Source organism: Actinacidiphila epipremni (assembly GCF_012034175.1).
Classification (GTDB): domain Bacteria; phylum Actinomycetota; class Actinomycetes; order Streptomycetales; family Streptomycetaceae; genus Actinacidiphila; species Actinacidiphila epipremni.
Map to the genome: position 1 here is coordinate 238,907 of NZ_JAATEJ010000007.1, position 18,056 is coordinate 256,962.

An 18,056-nucleotide genomic window follows, 5' to 3' on the forward strand; every position below is an offset into this window, starting at 1 on the left:
GCGCGGGTCAGGGGAGGTCGGCGGCTCCCAGGTGGTGGGTGGCGTAAGTGCGCCAGGGGTGCCAGGCGGGGGAGGCGGGGGTGCCGGGGAGGAGGACGTCGGGGTCGCCGAGGGCGCGCATGCGGATGGCGGCGGCGGTGTGCGGGGGCATCGCCGGGAGGGCCAGCAGGGAGCGCTCGGCCTCTTCGCGGGCCGCGCCCGGGTCGAGCCGGACGGCGCCGGAGGCGAGCGCGGCGGACAGGGCGCGCAGCAGCGGGCGCACGCTCCCCGGCACCTGCGTCAGCTCCGCGTCCGCGAGGTCCGCCGGGCGGGGGAAGAGCCGGGTCAGGGTGCCGCTCGGGGCCGGCAGCGGCTCGCCGTACGCCGCCGCGACCGCCGCGCAGCGCTCCGGGTCGCCGATGACCGCCCGCAGCGCGTACTCCTCCGGGTCCGCGCTGCCCGGCGCCCGCAGGCCCGGCCTGGCCGCCACGGACGGCGCGAGCACCGGGTCCGCGCCCAGGCGCTCGGCCACCGCGTAAGGATCCGCGTCCAGGTCGAACAGCCGGCGCATCCGCTGCGTCGCCGTCGTGAGGTCGCGCAGGTCGCCCAGGTGCAGCCGGCACTCCAGCCAGCCGCCGCGCCCCGGCCGCTCGGCGACCTCCGCCACGCCCGAGCCGTGCGGCAGCCGCAGCGTGCGGCGGTACGTGCGCCGGCCCGGCGCCCCCGTCACCTCCTCCACCCCGGCGACCGCCCGCGCGGCGAGGAAGCCGACGACGTGGCCGGCGTCGTACGCGCCCCGGTACGCCAGCCGCAGCGGCACCCCGGTCGCGGTGGCGTAGTCCCCGCACGGTCCCTCCGGCACCCGCCCGCCGCGCCTGCGGTGGGCCAGGCGCAGCTCGGTGGGCGTCGCCGCGTAGATCTCCCGGATCGTCTCGTTGAACTGCCGCACGCTTGCGAACCCGGCGGCGAAGGCGATCTCCGCGGCCTGCATCGTCGTCGTCTGGAGCAGCACCCGCGCGGTGTGCCCGCGCTGCGCCCGCGCCAAGGCGATGGGCCCGGCGCCCAGTTCGGCGTTCAGCTGCCGCTGCACCTGCCGCGCGCTGTAGCCGAGCCGGCTCGCGAGACCCGCGACGCCCTCCCGGTCCACGACCCCGTCCCCGATGAGCCGCACCGCCCGGCCCACCACGTCCGCCCGTACGTTCCAGTCCGCCGACCCCGGCACCGCGTCCGGCCGGCACCGCCGGCAGGCCCGGAACCCGGCGCCCTGCGCCGCCGCGGCGGTCCGGTAGAAGGACACGTTCGCCCGCTTCGGCGTGATCGCCGGGCAACTCGGCCGGCAGTAGATACCGGTGCTGGACACCCCGAAGAAGAAGACGCCGTCGAACCGCGCGTCCCTGCTGCGCACGGCCTCGTACCTGCTGTCCGCGGTCATCATGCCCCCAGTATGCCGCCGGGCCAGGCCCGGGCCTGGCGGTTTTCGGACGCGCACCCGCACGTCCGGCGGCCCGGCACCCGGCTCCCGGCGCCCGCGCGCCCGGCCGCGTCGGCGGGGCCCGCGGCCCGGTGCGGAGGGCCCGTGTCGTCGTGCCCCGCACCGTCGTCCGGCTGCTGTCCCGGGCGTGGCTCCCTGGGGGCCGGCTCAGCGCGGGCGGACCGTGCGCGGCCCCGCGCACACCGCGCCGGCGGACTCCACGCGGGCGCGCAGGCCCCGGTCGGCGGTCACCACGAGGCATGGGCGGCCGGCCGCCTCGGCGGCCAGCGCGGCGATCAGGTCGTCGCCGGAGCCCGGGGCCTCCTCGACGCGCACGCCCGGCACGGAAGGGACACCGCGGGCGGCGCCCTCGGTGACCAGGACGAGCTCGACCGGCCCGGCGGTCGCCCACTGCGGGGCGCCGGAGTTCGCCGGGAGGCCCGCCGCCGCGTACGGGACCAGCGCGTCGCGCAGCCGGGCCGCGGCCCCCTTGCGGTCCCGCCACCAGCCGTCCGGCACCGACCCGACGACGTTCGCGCCGTCCACGACCACCAGCGGCACCGGCCCGCTCACGGCCGGCCCCCGCCCGCCAGGTGCGGGAAACCGAACTCCGTGCGGCTGCGCGCGACCTCGCCGGGCCGCAGCACCGTCGAGGGGTAGGCGGCGCGGTTCGGCGAGTCGGGGAAGTGCTGGGTCTCCAGGCACACCGCGTCGTGCCTGCCGTACCGCCGGCCGTCCGGGCCGGCCAGCGTGCCGTCGAGGCGGTTGGCGGTGTAGAGCTGCACGCCGGGCTCGGTGGTGCGCACCTCCAGCGTCCGCCCGCTGCCGGGGTCGTGCAGCACCGCCGCCGTCCGCAGGCCCGCAGGACCGGCGCCCGGCCGCAGCACGTAGCAGTGGTCGTAGCCCTTTGCCGCCGTGATCTGCGGGTCGGGCGAGCCGATGCCCTCGCCGATCGCCCGCGGCGAGGTGAAGTCGAACGGCGTGCCGGTGACGAGCTGTTCGGGCCCCCAGGGAATCGCCTCGGAGGAGACCGGCAGGAATCCGTCGGCGTCGATGCGCAGCATGTGACGCAGTATGCCGCCGCCGGGTGGCCCCGGCTCGGCCGCCGGACCCGCGAGGTTGAAGTACGCGTGGTTGGTGAGGTTGACGACGGTGGGCCGGTCGGTGCGGGCCTCGAAGGACAGCGCCAGCGTGCCCTCGTCGTCCAGCGCGTATGTCGCCGTGACGTCCAGCGCGCCCGGGAAGCCCATCTCGCCGTCCGGGCTGTGCAGCGTCAGCCGCAGCGCCCCGGGCAGCGGCTCGGCGTCCCACACCCGGCGGTGGAAGCCGTCGGGGCCGCCGTGCAGGGTGTGGCCCGCGTCGTTGGCGGGCAACCGGTGCAGCCGCCCGTCGAGCAGGAACCGCGCGCCGCCGATCCGGTTGGCGTACCGCCCGACGATCGCCCCGAAGTACGGGCTGCGCTCGGCGTACGCGGGCACGTCCGGCAGTGCGAGCACCACCGACGCCCGCCGCCCAGCCCGGTCCGGCACGTGCAGGGCGTGCAGGATGCCGCCGTACGTCAGGATCTCCGCCCCGACGCCGGCCGCGGATTCCAGCCGCCAGCGCTCCACGGGCCGCCCGCCCGGGGCGGTTCCGAAGGGCGAGCACTGCGGTACGGGTCGGGGCATCGGCGGTCCTCGGCGGTCGGTGGCGGCGGACGGTACGGGCGGGTGCGGTGCGGCGTCGTACGGGCGGTTGCGTGCGGTACGGGCTGTGCGGGCTGTGCGGGCGGTGCGTGGCGTTCGCGTCAGGCGGTGCGCGGGGCCGTGGACTCGCGGGCCACCAGCGTGTAACCGGGGCGGATCCGCTCGGGCTCCAGCTGCGGCGCCCCGGTCAGCCGGGCCACCACGCGCTCCACGGCCAGCCGGGCGATGGACTGCTTGTCCGGCGAGACGGTCGTCAGCGCGATCGTGGAGAAGCGGCCCTCCTCCACGTCGTCGAAGCCCACCACCGACACGTCCTGCGGCACCCGCAGCCCCCGCTCCACCAGCGCCCGCATCGCGCCGAGCGCCATCAGGTCGTTGTACGCGAACACCGCGTCGGGCCGCGCGCCCCGGTCCAGCAGCGCGTTCATCGCGGCGGCGCCGTCCCACCGGCCGTAGCCGTCCGTCGCGGCCACCAGCGTCTCGTCGTGCGGCAGCCCGGCCGCCGCCAGCTCCTCGCGCCAGCCGCGCAGCCGCAGATGCGCGGGCTGCCGGGCCATCTCCCGGCGGGCGCCGAGGAAGGCGATCCGCTGCCGGCCGAGCCCCGACAGGTGCCGTACCGCCGTGCGGGCCGCCGCCACGTTGTCGATCGCGATGTGGTCGTAGGGCGCGTCGTACTCGCGCTCGCCCAGCAGCACCAGCGGCGCGTCGCCCGGCCGGGCCAGCAGATCGGAGGTCTCCAGCTCGATGGGGCTGAGGATCAGCCCGTCGATGACATGCGCCCGGAAGCCGTGCGAGACCAGCACCTCCTTCTCCCGCAGCCCCGCGGTGTGGTCCAGCAGCACCGTGTAGTCGTGCCGCGCGGCGGCGTCGATGACGGCGCCGGCGAGCTCCGCGAAGTACGGGTTGCCGAGCTCCGGCACGGCCAGCGCGATGATCCCGGTGCGGCCCTTGCGCAAGTGCCGGGCGGTGAGGTTCGGCCGGTATCCGAGCTGGTCGATGGCGCGTTGGACCCGCTCGCGCATCGCCGGGGTGACGTGCGGGTAGTTGTTCACCACGTTCGACACGGTCTTGACGGACACGCCGGCCAGCTGCGCGACGTCCTTGAGGCTGGCGCCCACGAAGTTCCTTCCCTAGGCCGGCCCCCTTGGGCACGGCGCTTCCCCGGCCCCAAGTCTGCCGCTCGCCGCAGGGTCGCGGGCACGTGCCCGCCGGCCTCGTCAGGTGCCGCGCCGGGCGCCGGACAGGTAGCGCTGGGCGACCACGACGACGATCAGGAAGCCGCCGCTGACGACCGACTGGTAGGACGAGTCGAGCGAGCCGATCTGGTTGATCAGGTTCTGGATGACGCCCAGCAGCAGCACGCCCCACAGCGTCCCGGACACCGACCCGGCGCCGCCGACCAGCAGTGTGCCGCCGATGACCACCGCGGAGATCGCGTCCAGCTCCATGCCGACGCCGATGATGGTCACCCCCGACGACAGCCGCGCCGCGTTGAGCGCACCCGCGAAGCCGGCCAGCAGCCCGCTGAGCGTGTAGACCAGCACCTTCGTCCGCGCCACCGGCAGCCCCATGAGCAGCGCCGCGTCGCCGCTGCCGCCCACCGCGAACAGCGCCTGCCCGAACGAGGTGCGCTGCAGCACCACACCGCCCAGGCCGAACAGCGCCAGCGCGATCAGCACCGGGTAGCCGAAGCCCCACACCGTGCCGGCGCCCAGTTCGTGGAAGGCCGAGCCGCGCGGTACGAGATACGTCGTCGCGCCCTCGTGGGTGAGCGCCAGCAGCAGCCCGCGGGCGCCCAGCAGCGACGCGAGCGTCACGATGAACGGCGCCATCCCGGCCTTCGCGACCAGCAGCCCGTTGACCGCCCCGATCGCCCCGCACACCGCGAGCGGCACCAGCAGCGCCGGCACGAAGCCGTACTGCGAGGCCCACGCGGCGAGCACGCCGCCGAGCGCGAACACCGAGCCGACCGACAGGTCGATGCCGCCGGTCACGATCACCAGCGTCATGCCGAGCGCGACGACCGCCAGGAACGAGCCCTGGATGGCGATGCCGCGGGCGTTGTCGAGAGTGCCGAAGGAGGAGAAGACGACGGAGGAGATCACGCACAGCAGGACCAGCACGGCCAGCACGCCCTGCCGCTGGAGCAGTTCCGCGGCCCGCTGCGCCCCGCCCGGGCGGGGCTCTGCCACCAGCGCCGGCGGCGGCCCCGCGGGCGCCGGGGCGAGCATCTTCATCGGGGACTTCATCGGGTTCTGCGCTCCCTGGCGACGTAGACGGCGACGAGGATGATGCCCGCCTGGACCATCTGGGCGGTGGAGTCGTGCAGGTCGTGGGTGACCAGGGTGGCGTGCAGCAGCTGCATCAGCAGCGCGCCGAAGACCGTGCCGAGCACCCGCACAGAACCGCCGGTCAGCGGGGTGCCGCCGACCACGACCGCGGTGATCGCGGACAGCTCCATCAGGTTGCCGAGCGAGGACGGGTCGCTCGCGGTCAGCCGGGCGGTGGCGAGCACACCGGCGAGCGCGGCCAGCACGCCGCAGATCACGTACACCCCGATCAGCACCCGGCGCACCGGCAGCCCGGCGAGCGCGGCGGCCTGCCGGTTGCCGCCGACCGCGACCAGCCGGCGGCCGAAGGCGGTGCGGTGGACCAGCACGGCGACCGCCGCGGCCAGGGCCGCCGCGATCCACACCACCAGCGGGACGCCGAGGACGCTGTCGGTGCCGAGGCCGAGCAGGTCGTCGTTGCGGATCTGCTTGAGCTGCCCGTCGGCGATGACCAGGGCCAGGCCCCGGCCGCCGACGAACAGCGCGAGCGTCGCCACGATCGGCTGCAGCCCGACCAGCGCCACCAGTGAGCCGTTGACCAGCCCCACCACCACGCCGGCCAGCAACGACACCAGCAGCGCGGGCAGCAGCCCGTAGCCGAGGTAGAGCGGCAGCAGCGCGCCGGACAGCGCCATCGCCGAGCCCACCGACAGGTCGACACCCTCGGTGCCGATGACCAGCGCCATGCCGAGCGCGACGATCACGACCGGGGCGACCTGGACCGCCTGCGTACGCAGGTTGTCGACGGTCAGGAAGTGGTCGGTGAACAGGCCGTTGAAGGCCAGCAGCGCCAGCACGGCGGCGTAGACCCCGTAGCGCTGGGCGGCGTCGGCGAGCCGCGGCCGGTCCAGGCCGCGGGGGAGTGTCAGCGTCGTCATCGGGGCTCCTTCGCGCCCTCGGGCTGCGGCAGCGCGGCGGGCTCGGCGGGCTCGGCGGGCTCGGCGGGTACGGCGGGCTCGGCGGGTGCGTCCGGTGCGGATCGGGCCAGTACGGTCAGCAGCGCGCCCTCGGTGACGTCGTCCCCGGTCAGCTCGCCGGCGACCGAACCGGCGTGCAGCACCACGATCCGGTCGGCGCCCTCCACCAGCTCCTCCAGCTCCGAGGAGATCAGCAGCACCGCCAAGCCCTCGGCGGCCAGTTCGTCGATGAGGGTCTGCACCTCGGCCTTGGCGCCGACGTCGATACCGCGGGTCGGCTCGTCCAGCAGCAGCACCCGCGGCTCCAGGCACAGCCAGCGGGCCAGCAGCACCTTCTGCTGGTTGCCGCCGGACAGCTCGCCGACCTTCTGCTCCGGGCTCGCCGCCTTGATCCGCAGCCGCTTCATGAAGATGTCCACGACCCGGTCCTGGCGGCGCCGCGAGACGAAGCCGAACCGGGTCAGCCGCGGCAGCGCCGCCAGCACGATGTTCTCCCGCACCGACAGGCCCGGCACGATCCCCTCGGCCTTGCGGTCCTCCGGCAGCAGGCTGATCCCGGCCCGGATCGCGGCGGCCGAGCTGAGCCGGGACAGCCGCCGGCCGCCCACCGTGATCTCGCCGCCGTCCAGCGGCAGCGCCCCGGCCAGCGCCTTGGCCGTCTCGCTGCGGCCCGAGCCCAGCAGGCCGCCCAGGCCCAGCACTTCGCCGGGCCGCAGGCTCAGGCCCACCCCGTCCAGGACGTGCCGCCGGGTCAGCCCGGACGCGGTGAGCACCGGCTGCGCCGCGGGGTCCCGCTGCTCGCCGAAGCTGGTCGCGCCCTCGGCCCGCACCCGCGCCATCTCCCGGCCGAGCATGAGCGAGACCAGCCGCACCCGGTCGGTGCCGGCCAGGTCGCCGGTGTGCACGACCCGGCCGTCGCGCAGCACGGTGACCCGGTCGCATATGCGGTAGAGCTCGTCCATCCGGTGGCTGACGTACACCAGCGAGATGCCGCGCGCGTGCAGGTCCCGCATCACCCCGAACAGCGTCTCGACCTCGCGCGGTTCGAGCGAGGAGGTCGGCTCGTCCATCACCACCACCCGGGCCCGGACGGAGACCGCGCGGGCGAGCGCGACCATCTGCCGGGTGCCGACGCCCAGGGTGTGCAGCGGGCGGCGCGGGTCGGTGGTGATGCCGAAGCCGCCGAGCAGGGCCGCGGTCTCCTCGTGCATCCGGCGGAAGTCGATCAGCCCGAGCCGGTTCTTCGGCTCGCGGCCCAGGAAGACGTTGCGGGCCACGCTCATCAGCGGGACCAGGTTCACCTCCTGGTAGATCGTGGAGATCCCGGCCTGCTGCGCCTCGTGCGGGCGGTGGAAGACCACGGGCTCCCCGGCCAGCCGCAACTCGCCCTCGTCGGGCCGGTGGACACCGGTGAGGATCTTGATGAGCGTCGACTTGCCGGCGCCGTTCTCCCCGACGAGCGCGTGGATCTCACCCGCGCGCAGGGTGAACGAGACGTCGTCGAGCGCGACCACGCCCGGGAAGCGCTTGCCGACGCCGGCCGCCTCCAGCACGGGGGCCGGCGGCGCGCCGCCCGGCGGTCCGCCGGGCCCGGGCGGCGCCGAGCGCGCCGCCGCGGCTTCGGGTGGTGCCATGGGGGTGCCCTGCCTTCCTCACGAAACCCCTGGTCGAGTGGCTCAGAAAGCGCCGGCGACCGATGCCTTGGCGTTGCCGGTGTCGTAGGCGCGGTCGGAGATGATGACGTCCTGCGGGATCGCCTCGCCCGCGTAGAACTTCTGCGCGGTGGCGAAGGCCAGCGGGCCGAACCGCGGGTTGGACTCGATGACCGCGTTGTACTGCCCGTCGACGATGGCCTGCACGGCGTTGCGGGTGCCGTCCACCGAGACGATGACGACGTCCTTGCCCGGCTTCTTGCCGGCGCTCTTGAGCGCGGTGACCGCGCCGAGGCCCATCTCGTCGTTCTCCGCGTAGACCGCGGTGATGCCGGGCTTGGACTGGATGAGCTGCTCCATCACCTGCTGGCCCTTGTCCCGCGTGAAGTCGCCGGTCTGCTGGGCGACGACCTTCAGGCCGGGCGCCTTGGCGGCGATCTCGTCCAGGAAGCCCTTGGTGCGGTCGGTGGTGACGTTGTTGCCGGACGAGCCGAGCAGGATCGCGACCTGGCCCGTGCCGTTGGTCGCCTTGATCATGGCGTCGGCCGCCCGCTGCCCCTGCTTGACGAAGTCCGAGCCGAGGAAGGTGACGTAGTCCTTGCAGGGCGTGGCGTTGATCTTGCGGTCCACGGTGATGACCGGCACGTGCTTGGCGGCAGCCGCCTGCAACGCCGGCTCCAGGCCGTCGGAGTTGAGCGGTGCGACGATCAGCAGCTGCGCGCCCTGGTTGAGCATGTCCTGGATGTCGCTGATCTGCTTGGGGAGCTGGGACTGCGCGTCGGTGGTGAGCAGCTTCCTCACCCCGAGCTTGGCCGCCTCGTCCTTGATCGACTGCGTCTCGGCGATACGGAAGGGGTTGTCCTCCTTCTCCGACTGCGAGAAGCCCACGATCGCGTTCTTCAGGTCCAGCTCGGGCGCCCCGTAGGCGGACAGCGTGCAGCCGGCGCCCGCCGCGGCGCTCGGCGACTCGGTGACCTGCTGCTGGGCGGCGGCCTGCGAGGAGTCGGCCGGCGCGGCGCCGGAGCTGTCGTCCTCGGACTTCGAGCAGCCGGTGGCGGCCAGGCCCGCGGTCGCGAGCAGCAGGCAGGCGGCGGCCAGGGTGCGGGTTCTGTGCTTGTTCGTGCGCGGCTTCTTGCTCAGCTTCATGCTCAACGACACTCCTAGGTCTCGACGAGGGCTTCGACGGCTGCGACGGCTTCGACGAGGACGCGTCCCCATGGGTCGTACAGGTGTTCGTGCCGATGCGGCTTTACAACGTTATATAGGCGACGCGGGCGCGCCGACAAGGAGTCGCGCACGAGTTTCCACGCCCGGCCAACTCCCGGTGCTTCCGGGTTCCTTGCGGGGGCCGTGGGGCGTGAGACCACTTCTGTGCGTGCTCTGGACATCACCGCCGGACCGTGCTGTCATGCAGGGCGGCACCGATCTTTCCAACGTTGGAAGAGCGAGTAGCACAGGAGGCCACCCCCCATGCCCCTGAACCGCCGGACCTTCCTCACCGCCGCCGCAGCCACGGCCGCCGCCGGCTCCGCCGTCGCCGGCACCACCGGCGCCGCGCCGCCCGCACGGGCCGCGACGCCCGCCCAGGCCGCCGCCGGGGGAGGGGCGCCGGGCCGTGCCTCGACCCGCGTCGCCCCCGCCCCCGGCGGCCTGTACACCCCCAACGCCGCGCCGCTCGCCCCCACCGCCTTCCTGCGCCTGCCGCCCGGCGCGGTCACCGCGAGCGGCTGGCTCGCCGGCCGGCTCCAGCAGCAACTCGCGGGCCTGTGCGGGCAGTACGCCGCCACCTCGCACTTCCTGGCGATGGACGCCAGCGGCTGGGTCCACCCCGACAAGACCGGCTGGGAGGAAGTGCCCTACTGGCTGCGCGGCTACGTCGACCTGGCGATCCTCACCGGCGACGCCACCGCGCTCACCGCCGTACGCCGCTGGATCGACGCCGTCGTCGCCACCGCCGCGCCCGACGGCTTCTTCGGCCCGACCGCCCTGCGCACCTCGCTCGGCGGCGGCCCCGACTTCTGGCCCTTCCTGCCGCTGACGTGGGCGCTGCGCAACTGGCAGGAGTACAGCGCCGACAGCCGGATCGTCCCGCTGCTCACCGCCTTCTTCCGCTACATGAACGCGCAAGGGCCCGGCGCCTTCAACCAGAGCTGGGTGTCGGTGCGTTGGGGCGACGGACTGGACAGCGTCTTCTGGCTCTACAACCGCACCGGCGACGCCTTCCTGCTCGACCTCGCCGACAGGATCCACGCCGGCGGCGCGAACTGGGTGAACAACCTGCCCACGCTGCACAACGTCAACATCGCCCAGGGCTTCCGCGAACCCGCCCAGTACGCGCTGCGCGCGCCCTCGGCCGCGCTGACCCAGGCCGCGTACCAGAACTACACCGCCGTCATGTCCGCCTACGGCCAGTTCCCCGGCGGCGGCTTCGCCGGCGACGAGAACGCCAGGCCCGGCTTCGGCGACCCCCGGCAGGGCTTCGAGACCTGCGGCATCGTCGAGTTCATGGCCAGCCACCAGCTGCTGACCCGCATCACCGGCGACCCGGTGTGGGCCGACCGCTGCGAGGACCTCGCCTTCAACTCGCTGCCCGCCGCCCTCGACCCGTCCGGCAAGGCCGTGCACTACATCACCAGCGCCAACAGCATCGACCTGGACAACACCCCCAAGACGCAAGGGCAGTTCCAGAACGGCTTCGCCATGCAGGCGTTCATGGCCGGCGTCGACCAGTACCGCTGCTGCCCGCACAACTACGGCATGGGCTGGCCCTACTTCACCGAGGAGCTGTGGGCCGCGACCCCCGACCGGGGCCTGGCCGCGGTGATGTACGCGCCCAGCAAGGTCACCGCGAAGGTCGCCGGCGGCACGCAGGTCACGCTCACCGAGACCACCGACTACCCCTTCGGCGAGAGCGTGACCCTCACCGTCTCGGTGCCCGCCCCGACCGCCTTCCCGCTCTACCTGCGCGTCCCCGGCCGGTGCGGCAGCCCCCGGCTCACCGTCGCCGGCACCGCGACCGCCGTCCCGGCCGGCCCCGCCTTCACCGTCGTGAGCCGCACCTGGCGGAGCGGCGACACCGTCGTGCTCACCCTCCCGCAGTCCACGACCGTCAGGACCTGGCCCGGCAACCACGGCGCCACCGCCGTCGACCACGGCCCGCTCACGTACTCCCTGAACCTGGGCGAGAGTTACGTCCGGACCGGCGGCACCGCGCAGTTCCCGCAGTACGAGGTGCACGCCACCGCGCCCTGGAACTACGGCCTCGCCCTCGACGCGGGCGGCGCCGGCTTCAGCCGCACGGGCGGGGCGCTGCCCGCCGACCCGTTCACGCCCGCGACCACACCGGTGCGCCTCACCGTGCCCGCACGCCGGATCGCCGAATGGCAGGCCGACGCGCAGCATGTCGTCACCCCGCTCCAGGACTCCCCGGCCCGCTCCACCGCCGCGGTCGAGACCGTCACGCTGGTGCCGATGGGCGCGGCCCGGCTGCGGGTCGCCGCCTTCCCCACCACGTCCACCGGCGGCCACCCGTGGACGGCGCCGGCGCCGTACCGGCGGATCCGGAACAAGAACTCCGGGAAGGTGATGGGGGTCGATCTGATGTCGACGGCGAACAGTGCGCATGTGGTGCAGTTCGACGACAACGGGACGGCGGATCACCTGTGGCAGCTGGTCGACAACGGCGACGGCTGGTACCGGATCCGCAACCTCAACTCCGGGAAGGTGATGGGGGTCGATCTGATGTCGACGGCGAACAGCGCGCATGTGGTGCAGTTCGACGACAACGGGACGGCGGACCATCTGTGGCAGCTGGTCGACAACGGCGACGGGTGGTTCCGGCTCCGCAACAAGAACTCGGGGAAAGTGGCGGGCGTCGATCTGATGTCGACGGCGAACAGCGCGCATGTGGTGCAGTACGACGACAACGGAACCGCCGACCATCTGTGGCAGTTCGTCTGAGCGGGCCCGCGGCGGAGCCGGTCAGCACGGGTCGCGCCAGGCGTCCAGGGACAGGTGCTTGGCCATCGAGCTGAAGCCCAGCTTGCGCACCGCCGGGCAGAACTGCGCGGGCTTCAGCTCGTACTCGACGTGGAAGACCGGCTTGTGAGCGGTGATGAACGGCGTGAGCTGCTTGCACTCGCCGTACTGCGCGCACTGCTCGTCCACGGAGAAGTCGAAGTCCCCCAGGAGCTGGGGGACTTGGTCCAGGTCGTTCTTGAGGCCGACCGCGAGGCCGCGGTCGTGGGCGAGGGCCGCGATCATGCGGTTGTACGCGAGCTGGTCGGCCGCGGTGAGCGGGAAGCCGGTGGTGTTGGTGTACCCGTCGAGGAGGTCCGGCTCGACGGCGTCAAAGCCCTTGGCCCTGCACATGTCGAAGCGGGCGGCCATCAGCGGGCGGAGCCGGTCCCTGGCGCGGATGTCGAGCCAGCGCTCGCCGTCCCAGCCGTCGCCGCGGCCCAGCAGGGCGGCGGGGAAGTCCTTGGCGTCCGGCCGGAAGGACTCCCACGCGCCGGCGTTGACGTAGCAGATGACGTGCCGGCCGGCCTTGTGCAGCTCCGCGACGAGCGCGGCGTCGTTCTCGAAGCCGTCGACGTCGTAGACGGGCACGTCGACGGAGGTGTCGACCGTCCCGCTGAGCTGCCACTGCCACGCGACGCCGGGCTGCGGCTGCCAGCGCGTGGCCGCGCGGGTCGTCGGGGCCGGCGGCGCGACGGACGGCTTGCCGTCATCGCCTCCGCCGGAGGTGGTGCAGCCGGCGAGGGCGAGCACGCCGAGGGCGGCGCCGAGCGCGGCGAGCCGGCGGAGGGCGCGGGCGGTCCTGGCGGAGGGGCGGTTCATGGGGCCTCTGCGGTACGGGGAGGGGTGGGCGGTGACGGCGGGCCGTGGGCCCCCGTGGCGCTGGGCGCCGGGCCCGCCGCGGCGGGGGCGCCGGTCATGCGGCCTCCGCGGTGGCGCCCGGGACGTGCTGCCAGGGGTTCGGCGGGGTGCCGGGGACGGCGCAGTGGACGGCGGCGCCCCGGGCGGAGGCGGTGCGGGCCACCGCGCGGGCCGCGGCGCCGCCGGGGACGCCGTAGACGAGGTGGCAGAAGCGCGCGGGGGAGTGGGCGGCGGTCCAGCCCGGGACGGCCGCCGCCGTGTAGTCCGCCCAGCTGCCCTCGTACGTCACCAGCAGGTCGCCGACCGAGGTGTACGCCGGGTCCGGATGCACCCCCGGGTTGAGCACCACCGTACGGGCCCCGCCGCGGCGGGCGGCCCGCTCCAGCCGCCGGTAGTACGGCAGCCGGTCGCGGCCCGCGGCGGCGCGGTCGAAGAAGACGCCGGCGACGCCGTACCACTCCCGGTGCCGCGCCACATCCCGCGCGGCGTCCTGCACCGGCCGGGTCGCGTAGTCGGTGTCGACGTACCCCAGCAGCCGCACCCCGGCCGCCCGGAGCCGCCCCGCCGCCGCGGCGAAAGCCCCGTCAGGACCCGAACTCCCGGGCCCGTCCGCCACGTTGACGACGACGCCGTACAGCCGCGCCGCCGCCCGCTCCAACGCCCGCCACGCGGCGGGGTCGACATCCGGATGCACATACAACGGCACAAGCAGCGACCGCCCACCCCCGCCCCCGCACCCCCCGAGCCGCCCCGCCCGCCCGTCCGGCCGCGGGGCGGGCCCGGGCGTGCCTGTGGCCGGGGCGGGGGTGCGGTCGCCGGGGTGCTGCTCTTCCCGCCCGGCTCCCGCGGTCCGAACTGCCGGGCCCGAGGCGCTGCGTGGCCTCATACCCGGGCCCCCGCCGTCGGGGCCGTCGCCTCATAGAGCGACCTCAGGGCGTCGTCCAGGGTGCGGGTCGGGCGCCAGCCCAGGGCGGAGGCGGCCAGGGAGATGTCCGCGGCGGTCCAGGAGACCGCGGCCGAGCGCTCGGAGCCGGTGCCGGACTCCTCGATACGGCCGGTGAAGCCGGCGATGCCGGCCAGGCGGCCGGCCAGGTCGCGTACGAGGGTCGGCTCGCCGGAGCCGATGTTGAGCACCGGCGGGAGGGGGCCGGGGGCGGCGACCGCCAGGGCCACCGCATCCGCCACGTCCGCCACGTCCACGAAGTCACGGTACGCGCCCAGGTCACCGGTGCGGACCGGCGCGCCGGGCGGCGCGGCGCGGAAGGCCGCGGCCAGCCGTCCGGGCAGCCCCGACAGGGGCGCGCCGGCGCCCACCGGGTTGAAGACCCGCAGCACCACCGCGTCCAGGCCCGAGCCGGCCACCGCGAGCGTGCCGGCGAGCTTCGTCGCGCCGTACACCCCCGCTGGGCGGGCCGGCGCGGACTCCCGCAGCGGCGTGCCGGGCACCCCGGGGCCGTACTCGCCCGCCGAGCCCAGCTGCACGAGGCGGGCCGCGGGCACCCCCGCCGCGACCGCCTCGCACAGCGCCGCCGCGCCCCGCGCGTTGACCGCGGCCAGCGCGCTCGCCGGACCGGAGGCCAGGCCCGCGCAGTTGACGACCGCGTCGGGGCGCAGCCCCGCGAGGGCCGCGGCGAGCACGTCCACCGGCACCGAGCCGATGTCCACGCCGAGGTCCGGCATCCGCCGGCCGCCCCGCGCGCCCTGCGCGCCCCGCGCGCCTTCGCGGGGCCCGCCCCGCCCGCCGTACAGCACCGTCACGTCCGGCTCCGCCGCGAGCCGCGCGGCGACCGGGGCGCCGAGGTAGCCGCGGGCGCCGAGCACCAGGATCCTGCGCATCGCGCCCTCACGCCCCCTTGAGCAGCAGCGGACGCAGGCTGCTGAATTCCGCGTTGGCCCGGTCGTAGTCGTCGGGCCGGCCGATGTCCAGCCAGTACCCGTCGAACTCATGGGCCCGCGGCGGGCGTCCGGCCGCCAGCAGGTCCAGGACGACCTCGTCGAAGCCCAGCGGCATGCCCGGCGTGTAGCCGGCCAGCGCGCCGCGCGAGACGCCGTAGACCCCCATCGACACCCGGTAGTCCATGCTCGGCTTCTCGGTGAAGCCCACCACCTGCCCCTCGTCGGTGGTCAGCACCCCGAAGTCGATGTGCACCGTGCGCGGATACGTGGCGATCGTCAGCGCCGCGCCCGACGCCGCGTGCCCGCGCAGCAGTTGGCCGAAGTCCAGGTCGGTGAGCACGTCGCCGTTCATCACCAGGAAGTGCTCGGGCAGGTCGTCGCGCATGGTCAGCAGCGGCCCCATCGTGCCGAGCGGGTTGTCCTCGGTGGCGTAGCCGACCTCCAGCCCCCACTGCGAGCCGTCGCCGACGTAGGCCCGGATGATGTTGCCCAGGTGCCCGATGGCGATCGTGACGCTGCGGAAACCGGAGCCGGCGAGTTGTCTGAGGACGATCTCCAGGATCGCGTGGCTGTCGCCGATCGGCACGAGCGGCTTGGGCAGCGCGGTGGTGTACGGCCGCAGGCGTACGCCCTTGCCGCCCGCGAGGATGACAGCGTGCATGGTGGGTCCCCCCAAATATCGTGCGGTCATGGTGATATGAGGTCCTGTCGGTGCAGGCAAAAGAACTGACGTCGCGTCAGACGTTGTAGGCGGCGGTCTTGTAGCGGGCCAGGTGCGCCGGGTCGCGGAAGAAGTCGATCGTGCGGGCCAGCCCGTCCTCCAGGCTGTACGCCGGCGCCCAGCCGGTCGCCTCGCGCAGCCGGGTCGCGTCGCACACCAGCCGCATCACCTCGGAACCGGCGGGCCGCAGCCGCGCCGGGTCCTCGACGACAGCGAGGTCGGTGCCCATGAGCTTGCCGATGAGCGTGACCAGGTCGCCGACCGAGATCTCGCCGCCGGTCCCGGCGTTGAAGGTCCGGCCGACGACCTTCCCGGCCGGCGCGGTGCCGGCCGCGAGGAAGGCGGCGGCGGTGTCATGGACGAAGGTGAAATCCCGCGTGGGGCGCAGGTCCCCGAGCGTGACGGTGCGTTCGCCGGCGGCGACCTGGCCGATGACGGTCGGGATGACCGCCCGCATCGACTGCCGCGGCCCGAAGGTGTTGAAGGGCCGCAGCGTCACCACGGGCGTGCCGAAGCTCGCGTGGTAGCTGTCGGCGAGCCGGTCCGCGCCGGCCTTCGAAGCGGCGTACGGCGACTGCGTGTTGATCGGGTGGTCCTCGCTGATCGGCACGGTCCGCGCGGTGCCGTACGTCTCGCTGGTCGAGGTGTGCACGAGGCGGGCGGCGCCCACGTCCCGTACCGCTTCGAGGACGTTGAGGGTGCCGGTGACGTTGGTGTCGACGTAGGAGCGCGGGGCGCGGTAGGAGTACGGGATCGCGATGAGCGCGGCCAGGTGGTAGACGGTGTCGCAGCCGGCGACCAGCTCGCGTACCGAGCCGGGGTCGCGGACGTCGCCCATCACGACCTCGACGTGGTCGCGCACCTCGGACGGCAGCAGCTCCAACCAGCCGTGCGAGGCGAAGGAGTTGTACTGCACCATGGCGCGCACCCGGCGGCCCGAGGCGACCAGCGCCTCGACCAGGTGCGAGCCGATGAAGCCCTCGGCGCCGGTGACGGCGACCGGAGTTGCGGTGGACACGGAGGTATCTCCTCTGCGGTGACGGTGAGTTGAGGTGAGGTCGGGGTTGGTGCGGCTCAGCGGTGGGTGGTCACCCGCGCGGTGACCGTGCCGGCGGCGGCCAGCAGGACGGCGGTGGCTGCCGCGCCGGTCAGGCCGAGCACGGTGCCCGGCGCGGCGGTGTGCGCGGCCAGCAGCGCGAGCGCGGTCGCCGCGGCGGCGGCCGGCACGGCGGCGGCGGTCCAGGGCCGCCCGCACGACTGGAGCAGCAGCGTCAGCCACAGCGCGCAGCCCAGCGCGAGCAGGACGCTCAGGTGCGGTACGTCCCACGCCGGCGCGCCCGGCAGCACCGCCGACTCGACGCCCGCGAGGGCCACCAGCGTGACCGCGTAACCGCCCAGGCAGCGCGCCAGCACCCGCCACGAGCGGGCGAGCAGCCGCTCGGCCACGCCCGTGGCGCGTAGGGCCGCCAGGCACCGGCTGCGGAACCGGAAGAGCAGCCACTCGGCCACTCCCATGCTCACGGTGAGCGCCGCGACCAGCTGCCCGTCGAGCGCGGCGGCCACCACCAGCACGCCGGCCGCGAACCCGGCGAGCGCCGGCGCCGCCGACCGCCGCACCGGCACGGGCGCCTCGTCGTCCCGGCGTGCGGCGGCGCGCCCCCGGCCGCCCGGCGCCGAGCGCACCGCCGTGCGTACCGCGACCGCGGTCGCCGCGCCGACCGTCGCCGTGAGCGCCCCCGCGACCGCCGGGTCAGGCAGCCCCGCGGCGCCGAGGCCCGCGGCCACGCACAGCGGCGCGAGCACGTACAGCAGCAGGCGTTCCCGGCCGAGGACGAGCAGCACGGTCGCCGCGGCCATGTACAGGGCCTGGCCGAAGGCGAAGAGCGGGGCGGACGGGTGGGAGGCGCCGGTCAGGGCGAGCGCCGCCCCCGTCGCCGGCAGCACGCCCGCCGCCCCGCCGGCCAGCAGGCAGCGGGCCGCGGCGCGCGGCCGGCCGGCGAGCAGCAGCAGCCCTGCGCGGTGGGCCAGGCCCTGGTTCCAGCCCCAGCTCACCAGGGCCGCCGCCGCCCATCCGGCGACCGCCGCCGTCACCCCGAAGGGGCCCGCGGGCCCGTCCGCCCACCGCCCGCCGAGGACGTACCCGACTCCCGGCAGCGCGAAGGTCAGCCCGCGCAGCACGCACCGCAGCAGCCCCGTACGCCACGGGTCGGGGCCCGGCTCCGGCTCCGGGAAGGCCCGCGGCACGAGCGCGAACAGCGCCTCGGCGAGGGAGAAGAGGTCGCGGTGCCGGTACCGCCCGGTGATCTGCTCGTCCGTCAGGCCCTCGGACTCCAGCAGCGCCGCGACCTCCTCGGCGTGCACCGCGCTCGCGACCCGCCCGCCCAGCCGCTCGGCGAGCTCCGCCAGCGGATCCCCCACCGCCCAGCCGGGCGCCGGCCGCATCCGTACGACGCCCCCCGCCAACTCCCCGCCCGGCTCCCCGGCCCCGACCAGCGACAGCCCCCCGCTCACTGCACGCTCCCACCGG

At 75.0% G+C, this 18,056-nt stretch carries 15 protein-coding genes; 1 reads left to right on the plus strand and 14 read right to left on the minus strand.

Annotation, left to right across the window (positions count from 1 at the left end; all coding sequences use genetic code 11):
- Positions 1-7 precede the first annotated feature (7 nt).
- The 8 genes from HCN08_RS12475 to HCN08_RS12510 all read right to left on the minus strand — a co-directional run bounded on the left by HCN08_RS12475 (position 8) and on the right by HCN08_RS12510 (position 9,180).
- Positions 8-1,411 carry a bifunctional transcriptional activator/DNA repair enzyme AdaA gene (locus HCN08_RS12475; protein WP_167983118.1) on the minus strand — a complete coding sequence of 468 codons (1,404 nt, stop codon included), beginning with the start codon at positions 1,409-1,411 and terminating at the stop codon, positions 8-10.
- A 207-nt stretch (positions 1,412-1,618) separates the two neighbouring features.
- Positions 1,619-2,023: an NTP pyrophosphohydrolase gene (locus tag HCN08_RS12480; RefSeq protein ID WP_167983059.1), complete on the minus strand. Its 405-nt coding sequence runs from the start codon at positions 2,021-2,023 to the stop codon at positions 1,619-1,621.
- Positions 2,020-3,117 (minus strand): aldose epimerase family protein, encoded by a 1,098-nt coding sequence (locus tag HCN08_RS12485; RefSeq protein WP_167983060.1) that lies wholly within the window; start codon positions 3,115-3,117, stop codon positions 2,020-2,022. Before HCN08_RS12485 ends, HCN08_RS12480 begins: the two co-directional genes overlap by 4 nt.
- A 119-nt stretch (positions 3,118-3,236) precedes the next feature.
- Positions 3,237-4,253: a LacI family DNA-binding transcriptional regulator gene (locus HCN08_RS12490; RefSeq protein ID WP_167983061.1), complete on the minus strand. Its 1,017-nt coding sequence runs from the start codon at positions 4,251-4,253 to the stop codon at positions 3,237-3,239.
- Positions 4,254-4,352: 99 nt separating this feature from the next.
- Positions 4,353-5,384 carry an ABC transporter permease gene (locus HCN08_RS12495; RefSeq protein WP_167983062.1) on the minus strand — a complete coding sequence of 344 codons (1,032 nt, stop codon included), beginning with the start codon at positions 5,382-5,384 and terminating at the stop codon, positions 4,353-4,355.
- A complete protein-coding gene (locus tag HCN08_RS12500) occupies positions 5,381-6,343 on the minus strand; it encodes an ABC transporter permease (protein WP_167983063.1) in 963 nt (320 codons plus the stop codon). Before HCN08_RS12500 ends, HCN08_RS12495 begins: the two co-directional genes overlap by 4 nt.
- Positions 6,340-8,016, minus strand: a complete 1,677-nt coding sequence (locus HCN08_RS12505) for a sugar ABC transporter ATP-binding protein (protein WP_167983064.1) — start codon at positions 8,014-8,016, stop codon at positions 6,340-6,342. The genes HCN08_RS12500 and HCN08_RS12505 overlap by 4 nt, the downstream gene beginning before the upstream one ends.
- A 42-nt stretch (positions 8,017-8,058) precedes the next feature.
- The gene (locus HCN08_RS12510; protein ID WP_167983065.1) at positions 8,059-9,180 is read right to left on the minus strand and encodes an ABC transporter substrate-binding protein; all 1,122 of its coding nucleotides are present in this window, start codon (positions 9,178-9,180) and stop codon (positions 8,059-8,061) included.
- Positions 9,181-9,504: 324 nt separating this feature from the next.
- Between HCN08_RS12510 and HCN08_RS12515 the strand changes: the two genes are divergently transcribed.
- Positions 9,505-11,994: an RICIN domain-containing protein gene (locus HCN08_RS12515; protein ID WP_167983066.1), complete on the plus strand. Its 2,490-nt coding sequence runs from the start codon at positions 9,505-9,507 to the stop codon at positions 11,992-11,994.
- Positions 11,995-12,015: 21 nt separating this feature from the next.
- Here HCN08_RS12515 and HCN08_RS12520 read toward each other — a convergent pair whose 3' ends face one another.
- From HCN08_RS12520 to HCN08_RS12545, 6 genes are all read right to left on the minus strand, one after another.
- Complete coding sequence (locus HCN08_RS12520) at positions 12,016-12,873, minus strand: endo alpha-1,4 polygalactosaminidase (protein ID WP_167983067.1); 858 nt, start codon at positions 12,871-12,873, stop codon at positions 12,016-12,018.
- 94 nt (positions 12,874-12,967) lie between these two features.
- Positions 12,968-13,606: a spherulation-specific family 4 protein gene (locus tag HCN08_RS12525; RefSeq protein ID WP_407648749.1), complete on the minus strand. Its 639-nt coding sequence runs from the start codon at positions 13,604-13,606 to the stop codon at positions 12,968-12,970.
- Between the two features lie 188 nt (positions 13,607-13,794).
- Positions 13,795-14,748, minus strand: coding sequence for an NAD-dependent epimerase/dehydratase family protein (locus HCN08_RS12530; protein WP_167983068.1), 954 nt, complete (start codon positions 14,746-14,748; stop codon positions 13,795-13,797).
- Positions 14,749-14,755: 7 nt separating this feature from the next.
- The gene (locus HCN08_RS12535) at positions 14,756-15,469 is read right to left on the minus strand and encodes a sugar phosphate nucleotidyltransferase (protein ID WP_167983069.1); all 714 of its coding nucleotides are present in this window, start codon (positions 15,467-15,469) and stop codon (positions 14,756-14,758) included.
- 76 nt (positions 15,470-15,545) lie between these two features.
- Positions 15,546-16,547, minus strand: coding sequence for an SDR family NAD(P)-dependent oxidoreductase (locus HCN08_RS12540; RefSeq protein WP_167983070.1), 1,002 nt, complete (start codon positions 16,545-16,547; stop codon positions 15,546-15,548).
- Positions 16,548-16,603: 56 nt separating this feature from the next.
- Positions 16,604-18,040 carry a hypothetical protein gene (locus HCN08_RS12545; protein ID WP_167983071.1) on the minus strand — a complete coding sequence of 479 codons (1,437 nt, stop codon included), beginning with the start codon at positions 18,038-18,040 and terminating at the stop codon, positions 16,604-16,606.
- Positions 18,041-18,056: the final 16 nt, after the last annotated feature.